This is a genomic window from Collinsella sp. AF14-35 (assembly GCF_003464565.1).
Classification (GTDB): Bacteria; Actinomycetota; Coriobacteriia; order Coriobacteriales; family Coriobacteriaceae; genus Collinsella.
Genome location: NZ_QRZD01000011.1, coordinates 13894 through 35585 on the forward strand (window position 1 = coordinate 13894; position 21692 = coordinate 35585).

The 21692-nt window shown below is 60.0% G+C and carries 15 protein-coding genes; 1 reads left to right on the top strand and 14 read right to left on the bottom strand.

Going from position 1 to position 21692, the window contains the following annotated elements; translation table 11 throughout:
* The first annotated feature begins 95 nt into the window (after nucleotides 1-95).
* The gene (locus DWW12_RS05035) at nucleotides 96-1100 is read left to right on the top strand and encodes an AraC family transcriptional regulator (protein ID WP_117855287.1); all 1005 of its coding nucleotides are present in this window, start codon (nucleotides 96-98) and stop codon (nucleotides 1098-1100) included.
* A 297-nt stretch (nucleotides 1101-1397) separates the two neighbouring features.
* Here the strand turns inward: DWW12_RS05035 and gatB are convergent, their stop codons facing one another.
* The 14 genes from gatB to DWW12_RS05115 all read right to left on the bottom strand — a co-directional run bounded on the left by gatB (nucleotide 1398) and on the right by DWW12_RS05115 (nucleotide 21627).
* Nucleotides 1398-3074 carry an Asp-tRNA(Asn)/Glu-tRNA(Gln) amidotransferase subunit GatB gene (gene gatB / locus DWW12_RS05045; RefSeq protein ID WP_117855289.1) on the bottom strand — a complete coding sequence of 559 codons (1677 nt, stop codon included), beginning with the start codon at nucleotides 3072-3074 and terminating at the stop codon, nucleotides 1398-1400.
* Entirely contained in the window at nucleotides 3074-4588 is a 1515-nt protein-coding gene (gatA, locus tag DWW12_RS05050; protein ID WP_117855291.1) for an Asp-tRNA(Asn)/Glu-tRNA(Gln) amidotransferase subunit GatA, read from the bottom strand. The genes gatB and gatA overlap by 1 nt, the downstream gene beginning before the upstream one ends.
* Nucleotides 4588-4899, bottom strand: coding sequence for an aspartyl/glutamyl-tRNA amidotransferase subunit C (locus DWW12_RS05055; protein WP_117855292.1), 312 nt, complete (start codon nucleotides 4897-4899; stop codon nucleotides 4588-4590). Before DWW12_RS05055 ends, gatA begins: the two co-directional genes overlap by 1 nt.
* 325 nt (nucleotides 4900-5224) lie before the next feature.
* Nucleotides 5225-6142, bottom strand: coding sequence for a class C sortase (locus DWW12_RS05060; protein WP_158564398.1), 918 nt, complete (start codon nucleotides 6140-6142; stop codon nucleotides 5225-5227).
* Nucleotides 6143-6285: 143 nt separating this feature from the next.
* Nucleotides 6286-7248 (bottom strand): MarR family transcriptional regulator, encoded by a 963-nt coding sequence (locus tag DWW12_RS05065; protein ID WP_199570701.1) that lies wholly within the window; start codon nucleotides 7246-7248, stop codon nucleotides 6286-6288.
* 518 nt (nucleotides 7249-7766) lie between these two features.
* The gene (locus tag DWW12_RS05075) at nucleotides 7767-9578 is read right to left on the bottom strand and encodes a SpaA isopeptide-forming pilin-related protein (RefSeq protein WP_158564400.1); all 1812 of its coding nucleotides are present in this window, start codon (nucleotides 9576-9578) and stop codon (nucleotides 7767-7769) included.
* A 114-nt stretch (nucleotides 9579-9692) separates the two neighbouring features.
* The gene (locus DWW12_RS05080; protein ID WP_158564402.1) at nucleotides 9693-11360 is read right to left on the bottom strand and encodes a SpaA isopeptide-forming pilin-related protein; all 1668 of its coding nucleotides are present in this window, start codon (nucleotides 11358-11360) and stop codon (nucleotides 9693-9695) included.
* Nucleotides 11353-14559, bottom strand: a complete 3207-nt coding sequence (locus tag DWW12_RS05085; RefSeq protein WP_117855302.1) for a Spy0128 family protein — start codon at nucleotides 14557-14559, stop codon at nucleotides 11353-11355. Before DWW12_RS05085 ends, DWW12_RS05080 begins: the two co-directional genes overlap by 8 nt.
* Nucleotides 14560-14675: 116 nt before the next feature.
* On the bottom strand, nucleotides 14676-14879 hold the full coding sequence (locus DWW12_RS05090) for a hypothetical protein (protein WP_117855304.1): 204 nt from the start codon (nucleotides 14877-14879) through the stop codon (nucleotides 14676-14678).
* 513 nt (nucleotides 14880-15392) lie between these two features.
* The gene (locus DWW12_RS05095) at nucleotides 15393-16214 is read right to left on the bottom strand and encodes an HAD family hydrolase (RefSeq protein WP_117855306.1); all 822 of its coding nucleotides are present in this window, start codon (nucleotides 16212-16214) and stop codon (nucleotides 15393-15395) included.
* Nucleotides 16215-16424: 210 nt separating this feature from the next.
* Complete coding sequence (locus tag DWW12_RS05100) at nucleotides 16425-17705, bottom strand: MFS transporter (RefSeq protein ID WP_158564404.1); 1281 nt, start codon at nucleotides 17703-17705, stop codon at nucleotides 16425-16427.
* A gap of 288 nt (nucleotides 17706-17993) precedes the next feature.
* Nucleotides 17994-19295, bottom strand: coding sequence for a molybdopterin-guanine dinucleotide biosynthesis protein B (mobB, locus tag DWW12_RS10095; protein WP_117855309.1), 1302 nt, complete (start codon nucleotides 19293-19295; stop codon nucleotides 17994-17996).
* A 4-nt stretch (nucleotides 19296-19299) separates the two neighbouring features.
* Nucleotides 19300-20355, bottom strand: a complete 1056-nt coding sequence (moaA, locus tag DWW12_RS05110) for a GTP 3',8-cyclase MoaA (RefSeq protein ID WP_233541961.1) — start codon at nucleotides 20353-20355, stop codon at nucleotides 19300-19302.
* A gap of 234 nt (nucleotides 20356-20589) precedes the next feature.
* Nucleotides 20590-21627 (bottom strand): hypothetical protein, encoded by a 1038-nt coding sequence (locus DWW12_RS05115; protein ID WP_117855310.1) that lies wholly within the window; start codon nucleotides 21625-21627, stop codon nucleotides 20590-20592.
* Between the last annotated feature and the right edge of the window lie 65 nt (nucleotides 21628-21692).

Sequence of the window (21692 nt, forward strand, 5' to 3'; positions counted from 1 at the left end):
TTGAGAGTTAACCGTAATGAACTTATCATTGATGTGTTAGCCATGGCTCACAATCGAGCCAGGCGTGGACGTTTCTGCAAAGGAAAGGGACGCTTTTGCAAATACGGCGGGCAGCGACCGACATAACCGAGCTCTATGCACCGCAGTTTGAGCAGTTTGGCCTGGAGCTTACCGGCAAGGGCGCCGTCTTTACCGGCGAGGTGGCAAACGATCGGGCGCACGGACGCGCATGGATCATGCCCCTCTCCCCTGCCTGCATCGTCATGGAGCATTACATTACCCCGACGCACGATATGTACCTGGCCGAATACACACCCGAACCGTACGCGTGCGTGAGCGAGGTCAGCGCGCCCACGCTCATGTGCATGCCCGAAGCCGGCATAACGCCTGCGAACCTTAAACCCCTGCATGGACCGTGGCCGAACAGCGCGGTGTGCAGCTTTATCCAAGATAGCTGCGGCGAGGAGCTAAGTCCGCTGTTTGCAGGGCAGCTTTATCACTCGCGCTCGGTGCTCTTTTTGCCCGGGTATTTTGACGAGCTGGAGCATCGGTATCCCACTGAGTTCGTAGGAGTCTTTGAAGCGTTTGCCGAGTCGTGGCACGAGGAGGCGACGTCTGCCATCTGCCACACGCTGCGCCGGATTAACGAGGACCGCGCCCGCACCGTAGGCGGACACGTCTATATGCAAGGCATCGTGGAGACCATGGTCGCGGAGCTCGCCTGTTCGCGCGCGGCCCACAAGCAGGCGCGGCGGGCGGCAGACACACGCGCCAGCATAACCATTGCCGAAGAAGCAACGGCAATGATTGAGCGCGCGCTCGACAAAGGCAGACGTGTGGGTATCAACGAGGTAGCCGAGAGGCTCTACACAAGCCGCTCCAAGCTATGCGCCACCTTTAAGGCCCAAACCGGCGAGTCCCTGGGTGCCTACATTCGCAGACGCCGTATGGAGCGAGCACAGGACCTTTTGGCCGATAGCTCGCTCACGATAGCGCAGGTCGCAGAGCGTCTAGGCTACCCTCAGCAGGCCGCCTTCGCCCAAGCCTTCAAGCAACACACCGGCACCACCCCCACCGCTTGGCGCTCCCAACATCAATAAAAAGACGGCAAAGGGACAGCCCCATGAGTTCCACACGCAATGTGACAAAGGGACTGTCCCTTTGTCACATTTACAAAAATGGGCGCGCCAACGGCGCGCCCATTCACTCAATTTCATTCAGCCCGCCTGACCCGAACGGCCGAGTCGTTGCAGAACCCGGGAGCCCCGGCAGGGCGGGTGCTTGCTCAAAATGAGTTCCGCACGCAAAGAAGGCCACTTAATGTGGCCTTCGTCTTGCGCAGGACTGTTTGAAATTTTGAGGAAGCACCCGCCCTGCCGGGGCTCCCGGGTTCCCGCTTACGAGAGCGCCTTTCTCAGCAACTCGTTGAAGAGCTTCGGGTTGCCCTTACCGCGGCTTGCCTTCATGCACTGGCCCACCAAAAAGCCGATAACCTTCTGGTTGCCGTCGCGATACTGCTGTGCCTGCTCGGCACAGTTTGCCAGCACCTCGTCCACGATGGGCTGCAGCGCGCCGGCATCGCTCACCTGACGCATACCGCGCTCGTCGACGATCTTGTTGGGGTCGTCGCCGGTCTGGGCCATGGCCTCAAAGACCTCGTGCGCCTGGTTGGAGCTGATGGCATCGGTCACCAGCAGCTTGGCCAGCGCTGCTACCTGAGCCGGCGCGATGCCGGACTCGGCGAGCGACACGCCTGCGCTCTTAAGGTAGGCGATCATCTCGTTGACCAGCAAGTTTGCAACCGTCTGGGCCTCCTTGCCAGCCATACCGGCAGCGGCCGCCTCAAAGAACTCGGCAAACTCCGGGTCGCCGGCGATCTGCTCGGCGTCGGCCGCCTTAATGCCAAAGTCGGCCTCAAAGCGGGCGCGCTTGGCATCGGGCAGCTCGGGGATCTCGCCACGGCAGCGGTCGATGAACTCGTCGTCCAGATCGAACGGTGCCAGGTCGGGATCGGGGAACAGACGATAGTCGTCGGCCGTCTCCTTGACACGCATGACAACGGTGCGCTTGCGACTGGGCTCCCAGTGGCGGGTCTCCTGATAGATAATGCCGCCCTCCTCGAGCACCTCAGCCTGACGGCAGATCTCGTAGGCAAGGCCGTCATGCAGGCTCTTAAATGAGTTGAGGTTCTTGAGCTCGGTCTTGGTGCCCAGCTTGGTCTCGCCGCGGCGACGCAGCGAAACGTTGCCGTCGCAGCGCATGGAACCCTTCTCCATGGAGCAGTCCGAAATGCCCAGCGTCACAAAGATGCGACGGAGCTTCTCCATAAACAGGCGAGCCTCCTCGGGCGTGCGCAGATCGGGCTCAGTCACGAGCTCAATCAAAGGCGTGCCGCAGCGGTTGTAGTCGACGAGCGACTCGGCCGCGGCGGTAATGCGGCCCTCGGCGCCGCCCACGTGCACCATCTTGGCGGCGTCCTCCTCCATGTGGATGCGCAGGATGCGAATGGGCACCGTGTAGGAACCGTCCTCGCGGCGCTCGGGCATCTGCAGGTTGGACGCATCGTAGCTGGCCAGATGGCCGGCACGCTGGTTGCCCTCGCGCATGGTCGACGTCATGGACGTGGACAAGCCCTCGGCGTTGGCCGAAGCGCTCGCCAGACTCTGGGCCTCGGCCTCGCCAAACGCGCAATCGGGGCGCTCGGCGGCACCGCGACCGGTCACATCCAGATCGAGGTGACCGTACATGGCAAAGGCGACCGGACCCTGCGTAGTCTGGAAGTTCTTGGCCATATCGGGATAGAAGTAGTGCTTGCGGTAGAACATCGAGTGGCGCTGAATCTCGCAGTTGGTGGCGAGACCGGCCTTGACGATGCTCTCGATGGCGCGCTTGTTGGGCACCGGCAGGGCGCCGGGCAGGCCCAGGCACACCGGGCACACGTTGGCGTTGGGCTCGTCATCGTGGCTGAGCTTGCAGTTGCAGAACATCTTGGTATCGAGTGCGGTGAGCTCGGTATGGATCTCCAGGCCGATCACGGCCTCCCAATCCTGCAGGACCTCGGAAAGCTCCTTCATTACAGCTCGCCTCCCTTCCCGGCAAAATCGGGCGCGACGGAAAGCGCGGGCGCACCCGTGGCGGCATCGGCAAAGCCGCGCTCCAGGGCGCGGGCAAACGTGAGCAGTTGACGGTCCTTAAAGGCCGGACCCACCAGCTGGGCAGAAACGGGCAGATGAGTATCCTCGCCCAGGCCCAGCGGCACCGAGATACCGCCGTTGCCGCAGATGTTGAGCGAAATGGTGTACAGATCGGAGAGGTACATCTGCGTGGGGTCGCTGATCTCGCCAAACTTAAAGGCCGTGCGCGGCGAGGCGGGCATGAGGATGGTGTCCACCTTGGCATACGCGGCATCGTAGTCCCGCGTGATGAGCGTGCGGGCCTTTTGCGCAGCGTAGTAGTACTTGTCGTACACGCCCGAGCTCAGCAGGTAGGCGCCGAGCATCTGACGGCGCTTGGCCTCGGCGCCAAAACCGTGGGCACGCGAAAGCGAGCTCTGGTCGGACAGGTTGGCGCAGCCCTCCTCCTGATAGCCGTAGCGAATGCCGTCGAAACGTGCCAGGTTGGAGAACGCCTCGGCCGGGCCGATGACGTAGTAGGCGGCGATGGCGGCATCCAGGTGCGGCAGGTCGACCTCCACGAGCTCGGCACCCTGGTTCTGCAGCTCCTGGGCGGCGCGCTGAACGGCGGCCTTGACCTCGGGCGTCAGGCCCTCGGCCTCCATAAACGCGGGGATGATGCCCACGCGCTTGCCCTCGATGCTGTCGTTGAGGTGCTCGGTAAAGTCGACGGCGCAATCCTGGCTGGTGCAGTCGTACGGATCGTGGCCCGCGCCGGTAAGCGCGTTCATGGCCAGCGCGACGTCCTCGACCGTGCGGCCAAAGGGACCCACTTGGTCGAGCGACGAGCCAAAGGCGACCACGCCGTAACGGCTCACGGCGCCATACGTGGGCTTAAAGCCCACCACGCCGCACAGCGACGCCGGCTGGCGAATGGAGCCGCCGGTATCCGAGCCCAGCGAGAGCGCGACCTCGCCCGCGGCGACGGCGGCAGCGGAGCCGCCCGAGGAGCCGCCGGGCACGCGCTCGGTATCCCAGGGGTTGTTGGTGCGGTGAAAGGCCGAGCTCTCGGTGGAGCTGCCAAAGGCAAACTCATCCATGTTGGCCTTGCCCATGGGCAGGCAGCCGGCGTCGAGCATGCGCTGGACGCAGGTGGCGGTGTAGACGCTCTGGTAGTCCCCGAGCATGCGGGAAGCGCAGGTGGTGCGCGTGCCCACGAGGTTCATGTTGTCCTTGATGGCCAGCGGCACGCCCGCAAGCGGGGGCAGCGGCTTGCCTGCGGCACGGTCGGCATCCACGCGCGCGGCGGCCTCGAGCGCAAGCTCGGGCGCCACCTGCAGGAATGCCTGGACCCCGCCCTCGCGCGCCTCGATGGCGGCAAGGGAGGCCTGGGCCACCTCGGTAGCGGTAAAGTCGCCAGCGGCAACGCCCGCAGCGATCTGGGCGGCGGTAAGGGAATCGAAGCTCTGCGCCATTACTCGCTCTCCCCCTCTCCCAAAATGGACGGCACGCGGAAGTAACGCTCGCGCGCGCTGCCGGCGTTTTCGAGCGCGACGTCGAGCGGCAGGTCGCGCTCGGGCTCGCGCAGGTCATCGCCCATCACGTTAGACAGGCTTCCGATAGGATGGAACGTGGGCTCCACGTCGGGCAAGTCATATTGCAAGACGGGCTCGAGCATCTGGACGGCGTCGTTCATGTAGGACGTCATCTGGGTGAGCTGGTCATCGGTCAGTGCGATCTTTGCGTACTCGGCGATGCCGCGCACGTCTTTCTCGCTGAGTGCCATAGGCGCTCCCTTCCGCATAACAGATAAACCGCTCTAGTATACAAGGCAACGCCGCTTGGAGCAGGTGCTTTACCCAAATGCAGCGAAAACGTAACGAGGACGGCGGGTTGGCAGGCGGCGAGCTGGCGGTTCCGCAACGAAACCGCAACGTCCATAGCGAAAACCGTCCCGCCCACAACGAAAACCGTCCCGCCCGCAGCGAAAAGCATCACAACATTCAACGCTTTTCGCCAAAATCGCGATTTTCATCGAATGTTGTGATGGTTTGGAAGTCCCGACCACCACAAAGGTGCCTGTCCCCGTTGTGGTGGTTCTGAACGATGTCCTATGCCGAGGCCTTGGCCTTGCGGCGCTTGCGGACCGCGTGGATCACGATGTCCAGCAGCAACAGCGCAATGGCCACAACCACGATGAGCACGGCAAACTCGCGCTTGCCCCAGTGGCGGCCGGCCAGCGACTTTTGCTTGTCAACGTCCTTTTTGTTGTACTTGGTTCGCACGCAATGCACCAGCAGGCGGTGGTCGTTCACGCCGTAGGGCGTGCAGGTGACGAGCGTCACCTTGTCGGCGCCGGGCTCGATAGTCAGCGACTCCATCTCCTCGGGCAGTACCACCTCGGAGTCCACCATCTTGTAGGCAAGCGTCTTGTTCATGGTGTGCAGCAGCACCAGGTCGCCGGGCTCCAGCGAGTGGATGTCGTCGAACATGCTCAGGTTGCGCATACCCGAGTGCGCGGTGAGCACGCAATGCGTCGAGGTGCCGCCCACCGGCAGGCTCGTGCCCTCCAAGTGGCCGACACCCGCCATGAGGACCTCCTCGCTCGTGCCATGGTAGATGGGCATGCTCACGTCGATGGAGGGGATCTCGACCCAGCTCATCATGGGGTCGCGGTCAAAGATGAGCTGCTGGGCGTAGGGCTCGATCTGGTCGGCGGGAAGCTCGGTGGCCTCGCCGGCAAGTTGCTCGTTATAGGAGCGCGCCTGGAGCAGGATGCGCTCGCGCTCCTCGGCAGACAGCGCGTCCACGGTGCTGGACACGGTGCTGATCTGGTTGAACACGCCCGAGGCCTCGAGCCGGTCCAAGATCCACGGCCAAGTCATAAGGCCCACGCCGATAAGGATGATGACGATGGTGATGAGCCGGTCGGCCCAGCGCGGCAGCCGCTTGCGACGGCGCTTGGGCTTTGGTTGAGGTTTGGGCTGAGGGCTTGAGCCGCCGTTGTCCGCAGCGTTATTGCTCTTCATATGTTTGGCGCCCTGCACCATCGCCGGTCACTCCTCTACAGCTCAGGTTGTCTAAACAAATAATAGCCGATTAGCGAGCTCATGCGCCGGACAACGCAGCTAGGACCGAAACACCGCCTACGGCCCGAATTCTTGGAGACCTTCTACAGCGCTTCTTGCCATGGATATTCCTTTCCAAACATGCGATCGACTTCGAGTTGAATTCGCTCATCGTCGATTGCCGCCAAAGATAGCGCAAGCGAAATGTCGTCAATACGGGAGGAGCCGGCAAACATGGGCGCATAGCGCCACACTTGGATCATCGCCGTTTCGTTATCCGGCAACTCCCCGTCTACGACTTCGAGGTCGCTCAGTTGACGCCATGCACTTCTTAAGACGGCCTTTTGTTCCATACCCGACGCAGCGAGCATCGAACGCGCAGCGAGCGCCGTCTCCCCGGCGTCAACAAGATAGTCGATCTGCGGCGTCTTCCTTGCAAAAAAGACCTTCGAGACAGGCGAGGAGAGCTCTGCCATGTGCTCACTGAGCAGAAGATCAACGGCAACAGGGAACACGACAACACGCCGCTCGCGACGCTCGCGCCTCGCGAGTCCCCTGTCAACAAGCTCGGTTATGGCCTCACTCGCACGGCTTGCCGAGATCCCAAGCGCACGACAAAGGTCATAGGGACGATATGGCTCCTGGGCTGCTCCCCAGATTGCGGCAGCCTGTGCGTTGGGTGACATCTTGGACGCGTGATTGCGAGACCGGGCACCGCCCCTCTCCGTGCAAGCTGTGCCCATAAATGGAAGAAAAGCCTGTCTACCGGGGCAGACAAACGGAATCCCTTGTGCGACCAATGCTTTGCGCTGACGTGCATCGGCATCAGGAAACGAAACGACAACAGGAGTCTCCGCGCGCAAGGCTAGCTGACTATAGACTCTCTTAGCCTCGGGAAGCCCGACGCCAGTAGGCAAACTTGCAAGCAAAAATGAAAAACCGTTTGCGTCAACCGCGCGGACCTCAATCGCCCGCAGATGCAGCGGCAAGCGTGCAGATCCAGGCCAAGTTTTGGTCTTGGCGGAGAGGCCTAGTGCTTCTTGTAAGTAGATTAGCGCTTCGTTCATTTCCATCGTTTTCGTTTGATTCCAGTTTTAATTGGAATTATACATAATTTTCGGAATTAACGAAATTCCTTTCGTGCATAAGCCAGCATTTGCGTTTTCAAAATGTCCCGAATCGGCGGGGCGATTCGGGATACAATGTCAATAGGAAACGACGCACCCCGCGTAAGTGTTCGAAAGCGCGGGCGGCCTAGTTTTCAGCTTTAGTTAAATGCCCGGGCTCCGAACCCCGGGCATTCTTATTTGCGCTTGTTGCGGCGCAAATGCCGTCCACCGTCCGCACCGCGCGTGCGCCTACGGACCTTAAACCGAACCTCATACGAGTCAAGAAACGCGATGACGAACGTACCCGCATCGGACGGTGGAGGCTGGCTGCGTTGTCCAAAAAAACGGGGCAAACTCCAGTGCGGAGTCTGCCCCGAAAAGAGAATGGCAAAGCAAGAACGTGGATGGACGAGAAAAGTGTCCGCAAGTCTCATGGCCATCACATCCCACCTGCCAAAGGGATGGGTGAGTGAGCGTTACTCCTGCTCGGACTCCTCAGCCTGCTTACGGCTGCGGATGAGGTGCGCCACGCCGATGCACAGCACCGCGCCACCAGCGATCCAAGTGAAGGTCACGCCGTTGAGACCGGTCAGCGGGAGGCCGACGGACTTGGTGTTGCCGACGTTGATGGTGATCTCACCGGTGGCGGCGTTGGTGCCGGTGCCATCCGTACCGGTCAGCTTATTGTCTCCGTCATTGCCGTCGAGCTTACCGAAGGCGATGTCGGTGCGGCCCTCGTCGGCCTTGGAAACCGCCGCCGTGAGGCCCGTCACCTTCATGCTCGCGTCATCATACGTCGCGGTGATGGTGAAAGTGAAGGGGTTGGCCTTGGTGTAATTCTCATTGGGAGCCTGGACCTCGGTCACCTTGTAGGAGCCTTCATCGAGACCTTTCACGGCAATCTGGCCATTATCGCCAGACGTGAACTTCACGTAACCGGGAAGGCTGGTGGTGCCGGCAACGGTCACGAGCTGGCCCGCGACGACGCCCGCGGTGGGGTCGTCCTTCGAGGCGATATACTGGTCTTGAGTGTTCGCATCAGCGGACTGGATGGTGAAGACGGCGCCCGCAAGGCCCTTCTCGGTGCCCTGGTCGACCTTGTTGAGGTTGAGCCTGAAAGCGAAGTCGGCGACGGTATCCTCGATCGTCTCGCCCGTGTCCTCGGCATACGGGTTGTTGGAGTACTCGAGCTTGACGGTGTTGGGGTTGCCGCGCTTGTTGCCGTCGGCTGCGTTGCCGATCACGGCGTTGCCGTTGAGCTTTGCCTTGTAGAAGACAACGATCTTGGTGTCGGCGGTCACGCTCGCGACGTCCTTGAGGCCCTTCTTGCCGTCTTCGGTCTTGAACTCGACCGTCAGCGTGTTGTTGTTGCTAGCATCAGCATCCGTCACGGTATAATTGTTCGACTCAATCTCGCTGTAAGTCTCGCCGTTCAGCGCGTACACCTTAACCGAGCCTTTGACATAGTCAAGGCCATTGGAAAGCCCGTCGGTGAACTTGTAAGCATACGTGCCAAAGGTAGCGTAGTTGCTGGCGATCGTGCCGGTCAGCTTGTAGTTAACTTCCTGGCCGATCTGGGAATCGGCGACATCATTCCATTTGTTGGAGCCCTTGATGTCGGTGACGGCAGCGTAGGCGTCGGCGTCGTCAAGGACCTTCTTCACAACCGTGGGGACGCTCTTCTTAGGCTTGACGGTCGTCGTGCTCTCGCCGTCGATTACAGCGTACACGGGAGAAGTGAACGCATCGGTCGACTTATCAGCAGACTTACCGACGGTATCAGTGAGGAAGAGCCAGTAGCCGGCATCGAGACCAGAAAGGGATGCGTCGCCCTTGGTCGTCTTCCGCCAAGCCGTGCTGTCCTTCAGGTTAGCGGCGATTAAGCTGAAGACGTTGTCGCTCGCGACCTTCGAGTCGGCTCCAATACCCTCAGCGTGGACACTCAACCAATCGGCTGCATCCTGAGCGTTCGTGCTGTTGTAATTCTTATCATTAACTTTAATCGCCCTAACAACAGCATCCTGAATCGCCTGCTGCGCAGCCTGATCGGCACCGGCCCACTCAATCCCGCTTACCGTGGTGTTCTCGCCGGTCTTGGTAACCGTCGCCTTGAAGATCTGAATACCCTTGTAGGTCGACGACGTAGCATAATCAGTATCCACGAACGTCACAGTCGAGCCCGCACCACCATCAGCAAACGCCATGGTCACCGGGGCCATGACGCCGCCGAAGCTCAACGCTGCTGTGAGGCCGGCGGTTACTGCCAGGCGTGCGATGTTCTTGTTCATGTGCATCTTCTTTCCTCTGCTTTCTACTTCGTAACTCATTCGATCGGTCATCATCTGTCTGTGTCTTAGCATCTACTTCGCTACGTCTCGCCCCGCTCTCTGTGGGGCTGCCAGCTACTCTTTATGGCTGCCACCTCCCCGCTTGACCAGGAGCGCGACCACGATGAGCGCGGCTCCGGCGACCGCTGCGGCGGCCGCGGCGTACATTGCCATATCGCCAGTCGAGGGCATAAAGCCTCCGGTGGTAATGCTAGGGGGTGTGCCGGTGGGCGTGTTGATGAGCGATGCCTCCAGGCTGCCCGTCGAGCCGTCCGCGCTGTCGGCACGCAGGGGCGACTCGGCCGTGATGGTGAGTTTGGGCTTGGCGGCGACCACCTGGTCGACGTCCAGACCCTCGGCCTTGACCGTCACGGAGCGTGTGCCCTCAAAGGCGGTGTAGCCCTTGGGCGCCTTGAGTTCGCGGACCTCCAGCTTGCCCGAGTCCACGCCCGAGACGGTCACGCGGCCGTCCTCGCCCGTGGTGACGGTGGCCTTGCCTTGCGCATCCCACGTGCCGTCGACCGCCAGCGCGCGACCGCGATCGTCGGTGATACTCAGGACCGCCCCGGCAAGCGGCTTGTCGCCGTCGCTGCCGCGCTTGGTAAGCGCGAGATCCCAGGTGTAGGCGCACGCGTCATCGCTCGGCGTGCGGGTAAAGCCGGCATCGCCGGACTGGTCGGCAAAGGGAGAGCGCGGGTAGCGCAGGTAGACCTCGTTGGGGTTGCCCTTCGCGATGCCGTGGTTGCACGCGCTGTTGAGCGGCGCGTTGTACACGGCGACCACGCGGCCGCCCGCGGTGAAGGCGTCGACCCCGCCGAGCGCGGCGACCAGGTCGCCAGTGCGCACGGTGAAGGTCCCGTCCGCCGCTACCTTGGTGGTGCACTGGGCCGTGATGTCGGTCCAGCCCTTCGCGGGCTCGGTGCCGGCGCGGCCGTCCTTGCCGGCCGAGACGGCGTCGAAGCCGCCGTCCGTGCCCGCCGCCGCGTACACGCGCATGCTCGCGGCCACCTTGGAGGGGTCGAGCCCCGCGCTCATGGTGTCGACGAACTGCACCGCGTAGGTGTCGTAGGCGGAAAGGCCCGCCGGGACCGTGGCAGAGAGGCGCCAGTACAGGTCGTCGGCGACCGTGGCGTCGGCGGCCTTCTGCCAGGCGGCGGTGCTGTCCTCCAGCACGTGCTTGGACACCTTGGGGGTCGCGGCCTTGGGCTTGACGGTGACGGCGCTGCCGCCGACCAGGGCCATGATCGGCGCGGTGCCGGCCTCGCCCTGGGCGATGGCGTCGTCTTTGGCGACGATGAGCCAGTAGCCGCAGGGCAGCTCGGCCGCCGTACCCGCGTTAAGGGCCACGGACACGGCGCCAGAGCTCTGGAGGGAACGAGCGAGCTGTGCGCTCAGCGCGCTCGTAAGGTGGGAATCGGTGTTGAGCCACTCGGCAGCTTCCTGCGCGGTGGTCTGGGAATTGGGCATACCGGCGCTGTGCAGCACAGGCAGCGCGGCGTCGCGCACGGCGTCGCTTGCCCAGACAAGGTCGGTGGCGATCTTGGCGTCGCTGTCGCCGTCGACGACGTTGGCGCTAAAGATCTGATAGGCGTCGTAGCTGCTCGCCACGGTGCCGCTCACCGTGATGGAACCGGTCGAGGTCGGCGCGGCCTGCGCGGATGCGGGGAACACAACCGCGCAGGTGCCAATCAGGAGGGCAAGCAGCGCAAACAAGATCGGGAAGGAGCAAACTTTCTTATTCACGACGCTCACCTCCCTTCGCATTCGCCTTGCGACGAATGTGCATCCAGGCCGCAGCAGCGCAAAGCACCGCCGCGCCGGCAAGGTACGTCAGAGTGACGCCCGACATACCAGAAAGGGGCAAAGAGGTGGAGTAGGTGTTGGTGAAGGTTGGGGTGGAGGTTTCGGTGAGTTCGTGATCCGTAGCATCGGTGTTTACCCAGTTACCGTCGGAGTCAACGGTCCCCTTCCTGTAGGTCACCTTACAGCTGATGTCCCTTTTGGAATTATCCGTTGCAACAACCGTGAACTTGTAGACCGAATTATCGAACTTGTAATGCGAGAAAATCGAGCTATCGCCCTTCTCTCGCACATAGTACGTGAAGGTCTTGGAAGCACCGCGGCCCGGAACATCAGAATCACTCTGCTTCAGACTGGCAAGATTGTACTTAATCTCGCCGAAGCCCAGGGTCTGGGATTTGTCGCCGTCGGCAGTAGTGGTAATCACGCCGTTGGGGTCGGTCTTAACCGTCTCGGCTTCTTTGAAGCCCGTGTTATCCGCAAACTCGAGCGTGAACTCCTTCATCTCGCCACCCTTAACGACCTTAGTCGCCTTGGGAGTCCAAGAGCCGTTGGAGGTGTACCGAGTGTAATTATTGGTGAAGGTCTTTTCCCCGTCAGGGCCGACAATCGAATAATAGCCTTGCTCGTTCTTATCCAACGAGTTAGTCGAATCTCCCAGACTCACGCTTGTAATCGTATAGTTGTGAACGTAAAGAGTAACGTCCAAGTTTGGATTTTCCCTGCTCGGCACATTCATGAGTGGCGTTTGGTTGTCCCGAACCGTCACCACAATCTTGTACACGGTTGAGTCGTACGTGATGTCGGGATCGTACGTGATGCCGGGATCATTGCCAGCATTTTCGACCAAATAGTATGTAATCTCGTTAGCCTTAACAGTCTTATCAATAAGCTGTTCGCCAAGGTCAAAGGTGATGTTACCGTTCGCATCATTCTTGGCGGTTCCGACCAAGGTGCAGCCGCCATTGTTGAATTTCTTGTCATTCCAAAAGGGCTCCGTCGCGTCATCCGAATCCTTACGGTAGACCGAGAAGGAGAACTTGTCTTTGTCGAACTTCATGTTTTGATTGGTCTGCTGATTTTTCAGCGCCTTGGTTGCCTTCAACTTAAGGCTCGGATAGACGTACGTATCCTCAGGCACGCCTAGGTACAAGTCGCCATTCGACATGATGCCGCCACCATGGTCCCAAGAATAGTTGCCCGTGATGAAAGTTGTCACTTTAGTACCCTGTACTAAGTCAGTCACCGCTTTATCCTTGGCGCTAACACCCGAAGTCAGACCGATGCTATTTTTTACCTGAGCAACACCGTTGGCGGGGATGCTGATGCGATTCTTTAGCTCAATGCTTCCCGAGTACTTGGCGTCTATATCGCCAAGCATCTTGCCGGATACCACTGCGACCGGCGTATTGTGATCCCGCGCTGCGAGGAAGAAATCGGCATGACCGGACTCGCGGAAATCGGGTGAGTTGTATGCCTCTCTATCTTCAGTCTTATTAGTATCAGCAATACCACCACCTGAAAGATGGGGCGTACCATCATTACCACTGCCATCTTCCCGTTTGTATTCTATGAAATTAGTATCATTGCCAGCAGACGAATTGCCAAAGATTGCCGTGCCCTCAGTGTTCGTTACCAACGTCTTGCCCGTCGGGCAGACTGCAACGCCACCGCCATAGCCGCCAGCGGTATTACTGCTTATATACGAGTTGTATACAAACAGCCTGCCTGCGTTATCCGCGTTTTTCGAATCACCCTGAACAAAGATGCCGCCGCCGCCCCAGTCAAAACGAGACATGCAGCAGTTGTTAGTGATGTAAACTTTGCTGCCTGGAGTGCCGTTGTTGTCTGGAGTGTCGCCAATCATCGCGTCAACCTTCTGGCCCACTCGAATGCCAGCACCCTCAGATCGGAAGCTCACGTTAGAGGCAATATATCCTCCCGTAATGTCGAGCCATGCCATATCTCCTCGATTAAGATTGGTAACGTAAACGCCGCCGCCAGCTTCCTCGGAATAGTTGCCGGTAATCTGGCCACCGGAAATAGTGACATGGGCGCCGTTATTGGCAGCAAGCCCAGCGCCGCCATGACAACCACTGCCATCCGTGCCACAGAATTTAGCCATTCTATTATTCGTGATATGGCCACCAGAAACGGTAACTTTACCGCCTGAAGCCATGATGCCGCCGCCGAGACCGGCACCAGAAGCAAGCGTGCTGTTGCCGGAGATTACGCCACCAGCTATGGTGACCGTGGAAGCGTTGCCAAACACACCGCCGCCACTAGGAGCGCGGTTGCCGGCAACTACGCCACCGGTCATATTAAGGGTCGAAGCGCCGCCACTCGCGTTGGACACCATAATGCCCGCGCCCGCGCCCGCGCCCGAGCTAGAAGCGCCACACACGTAGCCGCCGCCCATGTTGACGATAGAGCCGCCCTCGGCATAGACCAAGCTGCCAACGCTGCTGCCCTGTTTTTGCGTAATCGCGCCGCTCACAAGGTTAAACGTGCCGCCCTTGCCTTTTTTGTTATACAGATTGATGAGCCTTAGATTTGCGCTGCTGCCGCCGCACGCCACGATGGCACCTTTAATCTCAACATCATGTTTGACAAGTGTCTCGGTTGTGCCTGTTTCGTTCGGGGACGATTCGGTCACGTAGTAGGTAAGATTAGATGGAATGTTATCGTTATCGTTATCTTTAACGTAAGTCAGATTGGCATTCTTGCCATAATTGGCGGCATAGTTGTCATAATTATCGGCATTCAGGCTCTGCCCCCGATCAGTCAGCGGCTGGCCCCCGCTGACCTTCTCACTCTCCTGCTTGGAATCCATAATTGTAAGTGTTGCGCCGCCAGCAACATCGAATAACGGCTTGTTGTCACTCGAGTGCTTAATCTTACAACCGTTTAGGTCAAGGGTGATATTGATGGGGTTATCGTCAGTTTGTTCAAGCCTAATCTCATCGTTGCATTCAATATTGTTAACAAGCGTAAAAGTAGCCCGGCCCTCATTATCGCGAAAGCTCTTGTCAGGAAGCTTCGAGCTGAGTTCAGCTCCACTCCTGATTTCATGAGTCGATCCATTCTCTGCAGCAAGTGCGATCGTGCCCTCGTCGTTAGCATCATCATCCGCAGGCTGCACGGCGCCCTCGGCCTCCGCGTCATCGGCTGTCGAGTCTGGTGCAACGGTATCCTCGTTCGCCTCATTCTCGGCATCGCTGCTATTCTGGTTTTCGGCGTCCCCGTTGTTGGTGTTTTCTACATCAGTAGACTCAGTTGAGGACCCCCCATCACAGTTTCCTCGGTAGAAACCGTCTGGGCATCGTTGGCGATGGCCTGCGAGATCGGAGGCATGACGAGCGACAGTACCAGGCTCAAAACGGAGGCTCCGCACAAAACGCCTGCCAGTACACGGCGCGTCGCTTTATTACTCTGCTTAGATTTGTCCGAATTCGCTTTCATCGATGTCTCCTCCCCAAGAGACCGCGATCTTGCTCTTTCCCTATCAAGCTTGGACGCGCAACCGATATTTGCGCGCGCTTAGTAATGGTATTGTACTTCTTGTTTAAACATCTATGTACTAGATTCTGACATTATTGTAGCAGTAATCCAGCGCTCTTGACATTTGCTCAAATTAATTGTTTTTTATTAACCTTAAATAAAACTAAATTGCTGGTAATTTAGCTATTGCTATTTTTTTATTCGCCAGCGTATTATTTGTACAACATTTAACTCAAATGCAATAATGCTGTGAACGGTGGGCATTTAGCGGTGAGCGGTAGCACTAGCTTATATTACAGGCTACCTCATTAGCAATCTGCGCGGATGTCGCGCCGCTAATTAATGATGTTCGCATATCTATATACACGAAACTAGAAGAATCTCGGCATCATAGGCAAAACCACCCAAACACTTGGCCGCGCTTAGGCAACCACCACAAACGTACCCGCCCCTTTGTGGTGCTCTTCCCCGGTGCTACAGCAGGTGCTCCTGGATGAAGATCGCGATGCCGTCTTCGTCGTTGCTGGCGGTTACAAAGTCGGCGGCGGCACGGGTGGCGTCGCTGCCATTTGCCATGGCCACGCCCACGCCGGCGTCAGCCACCATGCAGGTGTCGTTATCGGCATCGCCAAACACGCAGATGTTCGCAAGCTCCATGTCGTTGAGCTCCGCCACGCGCACCAGGCCGCGCGTCTTGGACACGCGCGGATCCATGAACTCGTAGAGCCGCTGCGTGGTTTGCAGAGCCGCCGCCTTAACAGTGTTATCGGCAAACGTTGACGCCCGCTCAATCACCCGCGGCATTACCTCGGGTGCCATGGTAAACATCACCTTGGGCTGCGGCTCGCGCAAGAACTCGGCAAAGTCGACCACCTTGTAGGGCACGCCGTCGACGCGCGACAGGTGCTCGACGCATGCGTTGCTCTCGGGCACGTAGAACACGCCGTCTCGGGGGCAGACGGGCGTTGCCGGAAGGTCCGCCATGTGCTTGCAGATGCGCGCGATGGTCTCGCCCGGCAGCGGATAGCTCAGCTCGTTGATGTCGTGCGCGCGGTCGATGACCTCGGCGCCACCGCAGCCCACCAGCACGTCCACCAGGCCTTCGATGCCCCAGAGCTCGTACATGGCCTCGGTCGCGTGGGCGTCGCGCCCGGTGCACAGGCCAAAGAGCACGCCGCGCTCGCGCAGGGCGCGGATCGCCGCCACGGTGCGCGGGGACACCGCGTGCTGGCTCGTGAGCAGTGTACCGTCGATATCGCAGAACACGGCTTTGATGTGGCTGAAGATGGTGTCCATGGGGGCCTTTCTGGGTTGTGCGGCGGTGTGGGGTGTGGTCGTGAACGGCGTACATGGTATACCAAGGCACAGGCGCGGCCCGTCAAAGCAAAAACCACCACAAAGGTGCCTGGCCCCTTTGTGGTGGTTGCGACGTTTGCGGGCCAAACCATCACAACATTCGACGTTTTTCGGCAAAATCGCGATTTTCATCGAATGTTGTGATGGGTTTTACTGCCTTGCGGCACGATCAAAATGCCGGCGCCCAAACAGCAGCAACGCCGCGGGGACTGCCGTCACGACCATGCCTGCTCCGATGAGCGTCTGCTGCACGCCAAACGTCGCCGCCAGCCACGGGGCAATCGCCAGCGGGGCCACGCCGGCAAACATATTGCCAAAGCCCATGACCGAGTTCACGCGACCGAGTTGCTCGAGCGGAGCCGTCGTTTGCACAATGGTGTTGTGGAGCGGGTTGACGACGCCCCAAGCTATGCCCAGGGCGATCTGGCCGACGAGGGCCACGCCCACGTACGGCGTCCCCACATAGAGCAGGCTTCCCAGGCCCACGGACATGAGCGCCACGAGCAAGGTTTTAAGGTTGACCAGGTGCGGCGGCAAGCGGAGCGCGAGCACGGCACCCAGCACCGCGCCTACGCCCGAGGCCGACGAGAGCCAGCCCATCCACTCAACGCCGACGCGTAGGACATCGCGATAGAAAAACGACTCGAGCGGATCGAAGGCTCCGTAGCCAAAGTTCGAAAGAAAAATGATGCAGAAAAGTAGCGCGAGGACGCTGTTGGTGAAGACTGTCTTGATGCTGGCTGCGAAGGTGGCGCGGGCGGACGTGCTGGGGTTGGAGCTTTGTCCCGCACGCTCCCCTTCCTCTGCCGAATCGGCATCCGCATGCCCGGCGACATGGCTGGTCTGCGACCTAAAGCCCCAGCCGGCAACGAGCGCCAGCACGGTAAAGAGCATCATGAGCACGAACACCGCGCGTGACGATGCAGCAGCCGCGACAAAGCCGCCCAACGTGGGTCCGACGATGATACTCACGTTTGAGAACATGGCAATGGCGGAGTTGATGTCTTTGAGCTCGACGGGGTCATTGGTGAGATAGGCCGGATAGGACGTGGCAATGGGCTGAGCGAATCCCATCGTAAAGCCTAGGAACACCGCGCCGAGCAGGACGACGCCGGTCGCGCTACCAAAAGCGATGATTGCCGTGCCAGTTGCGAGAGCGCCGATGATGCTCAGCAAGAAATGGCGGCGCGGACCCCAGGCGTCGAGCTCCGCGCCACCCGCAAAGGATCCCAGGATCACAAATACATTCATAAACAGGACAGCCAGCGATGTCGCGATGACCGAAGCGCCGTCCGCATAGGTGAGTGTTCCGATAACGCCGATAAAGTAGCTGGTCTGAAAACCGGTGTAGATGAGAAAGCGCATCGCCACCAGGCGCTTGGCCTGCACGGAAAGCGATGATTGAGGCTTTGAGAAAAGAGAGACGAGCATGGAGACTCCTTGTTTCATACGAATGTGGACGGCGGGCATTCGCCACCGTCTGTCAAATCAATCTATCCGCATGAAACATTAAGGACGCATCAAGCCCCTTTTCTCCGTTTTTCGCCCGTCATGAACTACTTGGTAGATTGTAAGGCATGTCCCACGCATCTACCAAAGCAAAATCCACCACAAAGGTGCCTGGCCCCTTTGTGGTGGAAATGGCGTTTGCCCAGATAAAACCTGCCAAAATAAACCTGTCCCTTTTTGGCATGTTATGGCAGCGCAGCGAGCCGGCCCCTAAAGGTGATCTTGGATAAGGTCGCAGATGGCTCGGGCGTCGTTGATGTTGATGGCTCGGGTCGCGAAGCCGGCGTCGAAGGCCTGACGCGCCAGGGCCTCATTGCAGGCAAGCGCCAGCGTGCGACCGTCGACCAAGTCAAGCGAGCTCTTGCCGCGCAGGCGATCCACACCCGATCGCGCGACGACGATGTTGTCGAAGCCCTCGGTCTTGTAGCCCTCGATGATCACCACGTCGACATCGTTGTAGCGCGACAGCAGCTCGCGCGCGGGCATCTCGTCCTCCTCGCGCGTGTCGGCGTACTCCGCCCAGCGCGTAGCGCAGATGAGGCCCACGTGCTTTGATCCGGCTTGGTGATGGCGCCAGGTGTCCTTAGCGGGCACGTCGATATCAAAGCCGTGATGCCCATGATGCTTGAGCGAACCCACGCGCAGGCCGCGGCGGGTGAGCTCGGCGATAACCTTCTCGACGAGTGTGGTCTTGCCCGAGTTTTGGTAGCCGATAAACGCGATTGCGGGGACGGCCGGAGTGGGAGCTGCGGGCGCGACGGCGGCAGGTGCGTTCGCGGGTGCGGCACCGTCAGCGGTCACGGACTCAACAGCAGCGGTCTGACGCTCGACACGATCCCACACGCCCGAGCGGCCGCCCTCCTTGTGCAGCAGGCGAACGTCGACGATCTCCATGCCGCGATCGACGGCCTTGCACATGTCGTAGATCGTTAGGCACGCAGCGCTCGCGCCGGTCAGCGCCTCCATCTCAATACCCGTCTTGCCCGTCACGCCCGCCGTAACCAGTACGTGAAAACCAACCTGCCCGTCCGCGCGCGCCGGCGCCCAGCCCTCGGGCACGTCATCGGCCGGCGTCCCCGCCGGAGCGATGGGCGCAATGTCGCACTTGCTCTTGGTAATGAGCAACGGATGGCACATGGGAATGATGTCGCTCGTGCGTTTGATGGCCATAATGCCCGCCACGCGCGCGCAGGCGAGCACGTCACCTTTTTTGGCGCGATCCTGCAGCACCATGGCTTGCGTCTCGGGGTGCATGAGGATGGTGCCCTCGGCGATGGCGGTGCGATGGGTCTCGGCCTTGTCGGACACGTCGACCATGCGTACCTCGCCCTTGGCGTCCACATGCGTCAGCTCGTCGCGACGGGCGTCACGGGCGGGCTCGGCTGCAGCGCTGGCAGACGGCTGTGCGGACGCGTCGGCGTTGCCAGCATTCGCCGCAGCCGTGACTTTGTGGGCAGACATCGCGGCCCTGCGAGCGGCCTTGGTGGCATCGGCGTACCTGCTCTTGGCCATATGATCATCCTCCGATTTGGGACATAAATCGTTGCGTGCCCTCAATTATCGCGTGTTCCTGCGGTTTGTGGGCCACGGCATCGCGCCAAATCGAAAGTACCTGCATATCATCACCACGGCGCAGCGCCTCACGCACCGAATACTCGGCATCGCTGAACAGGCACGGACGCACGTTGCCATCGGCCGTCAGGCGCAGACGGTTGCAATTCGCACAAAAATGGTTGGACATGGCGCTAATAAAGCCGACCGTTCCCGCCGCGCCCGGAAAGTGCCAATAGCGCGCAGGGCCCGCGCCGGCAGGAGCGTCGTTGATGTCGAGCGGCTCGAGCTCGCCCAGCCCCGTCGCGGCGGCCCCGGCATTGATGCGCGCCCGCAGCTCGTCGCTCGGAACGGTATCGCTCGCGTCCCACAGCTCGGGATTGAGCGCGGGCGCATGCGGGTCCACAGCGCAATGCGAGCTCGTGTGTTCGTCGCCAATGGGCATGTATTCGATAAAGCGCAGGTGGATGGGGCGGTCGAGCGTGAGCCGTGCAAGGGCCGCCACATCCTGGTTGAGCCGGCGCACCACAACGCAGTTGACCTTAACGGGCTCAAAGCCCCAAGCCAGCGCCGCGTCGATGCCAGCCATGGTCTGCTCGAGTCGACCCAGGCGCGTGATCTTTCCAAAGAGCGTAGGGTCGAGCGTGTCGAGCGAGATGTTGACGCGGTTAAGCCCGGCATCTTTGAGCTGCGGCGCCAGCTTGGGCAGCAGGGCGCCGTTGGTGGTGAGCGAGATGTCCTCGATCTGCGGAATCGCGCGGATATCACGAATGAGCGGAATAATACGGCGGCTGACCAGCGGCTCGCCACCCGTCAGGCGCACGCGGCGAATGCCCTCCCCCGCCACTAAGCGCACAAAGCGGGCGATCTCCTCGGCGCTGAGCAGCTCATCGTGCGCGCGGGGCGCCACGCCATCGGCCGGCATGCAATAGATGCAGCGGAAATTGCACTTGTCGGTAACGGCAATGCGCAGGTAGTTAATGTCGCGGCCAAAGCCGTCATGTTGCACGTGCCCGTCCACGCAGCCCTCCCCTCACGCAGCGTTTATTCTTCGGAAAACATAATACCCCACGGAAGAATCATGCCGACACCCGTACGACAGGACAGGTTGCTTTGAGCAAAACGGACTTTCCAAGCCCATCCTCAACATACAAACCATCACAACATTCGATGCTTTTCCCGCTTTTGGCAAAAAACGTCGAATGTTGTGATGGTTTGCCTGCCCACGGCACCCCGCAGAAGGACCAAAGCGCCCCTAAAGGCCGCCGTCCCAGTGCCGAATCACAAATTCTCGCAGGTCGTTTTGACGCTTTTGGAACGCTTCGCTTCGGTCGCACTTAAGGCCCATAGCGAGCGCAATGGCGTTCATCGCCCGGTGCAATTGCAGCTGGTGGGCAAACTGAGTCCCGGTGAGGACGATCATCCTAAAGCCCAGCGCGCTCAGCACGGTCATACGCTCCGCATCCGACGCGCTGCGCTGCTTATCAAGATGGTCCGAGCCGTTATATTCAATCCCCGTACCGCTCGCAGGCGCATATACGTCGATCTCGAAATACCCGGCCTTTGCGAGATACTTGAACTCGTTGGGAACATCGACCCAATGGTTGAGCTCGATCTTGGCGTATCCCAGCCCGCCCTGGGAACGTTTTGCTACGACCATGATTGCGGTGGCCGTCTCCATGGGCGACCGCGCGCCATCGTGCACGCGCTTGAGCACGGCGGCCGCGCGTATGGCCCCCTGACGAGATCGGTTCTCATTGCAATAGGCAATCATGTCGGCAACGGTATATCTCTGCCTCATCTCGACATAATCGTCTGTCGACAGATGATTCAAATGGTATCGGGCGCAGATTTCATAACCATACTCCAGCTGTTCGGGCTCACTCATCCACGAACCCGCTTGGACAAAGCACATGGCCTCATCAACCACCAGAAGGCCCTCTGCCACCTCGATAAGATGGCCTGGAGGTACCGGCGCCCCAAACACGTGGCACCTAAACCCAGCCGGCGTCGAACGCTCAAAATCGAAGTTGACGAGTGTGTCGATATGATCGAGCTCTTCTCGTGGAATACCAAGCGAAACCAGATAGTCGGTAACGATCCCAACTGCTGTCGAAGCCCTCAGTCCCTTGGCATCGAGTCCCAATTTGGGCAGGCTCGCAGTCGGCTCCGCCTCGCTAGCAAGCGAGTCCTCATCGTATAGGCTGCTTGCTCGCGAGAGCGGCTCGGACGGGCGCGCCACGTTGTGGTACAGCCAGGCAGTCTTATGGGACAAGACGATCGGCAGGTCCATGAGCCCTCCAATGGAGTCGGATAACCAACCTTATTCCCCTGCCCACGGGTCCGCACACCTTCGTG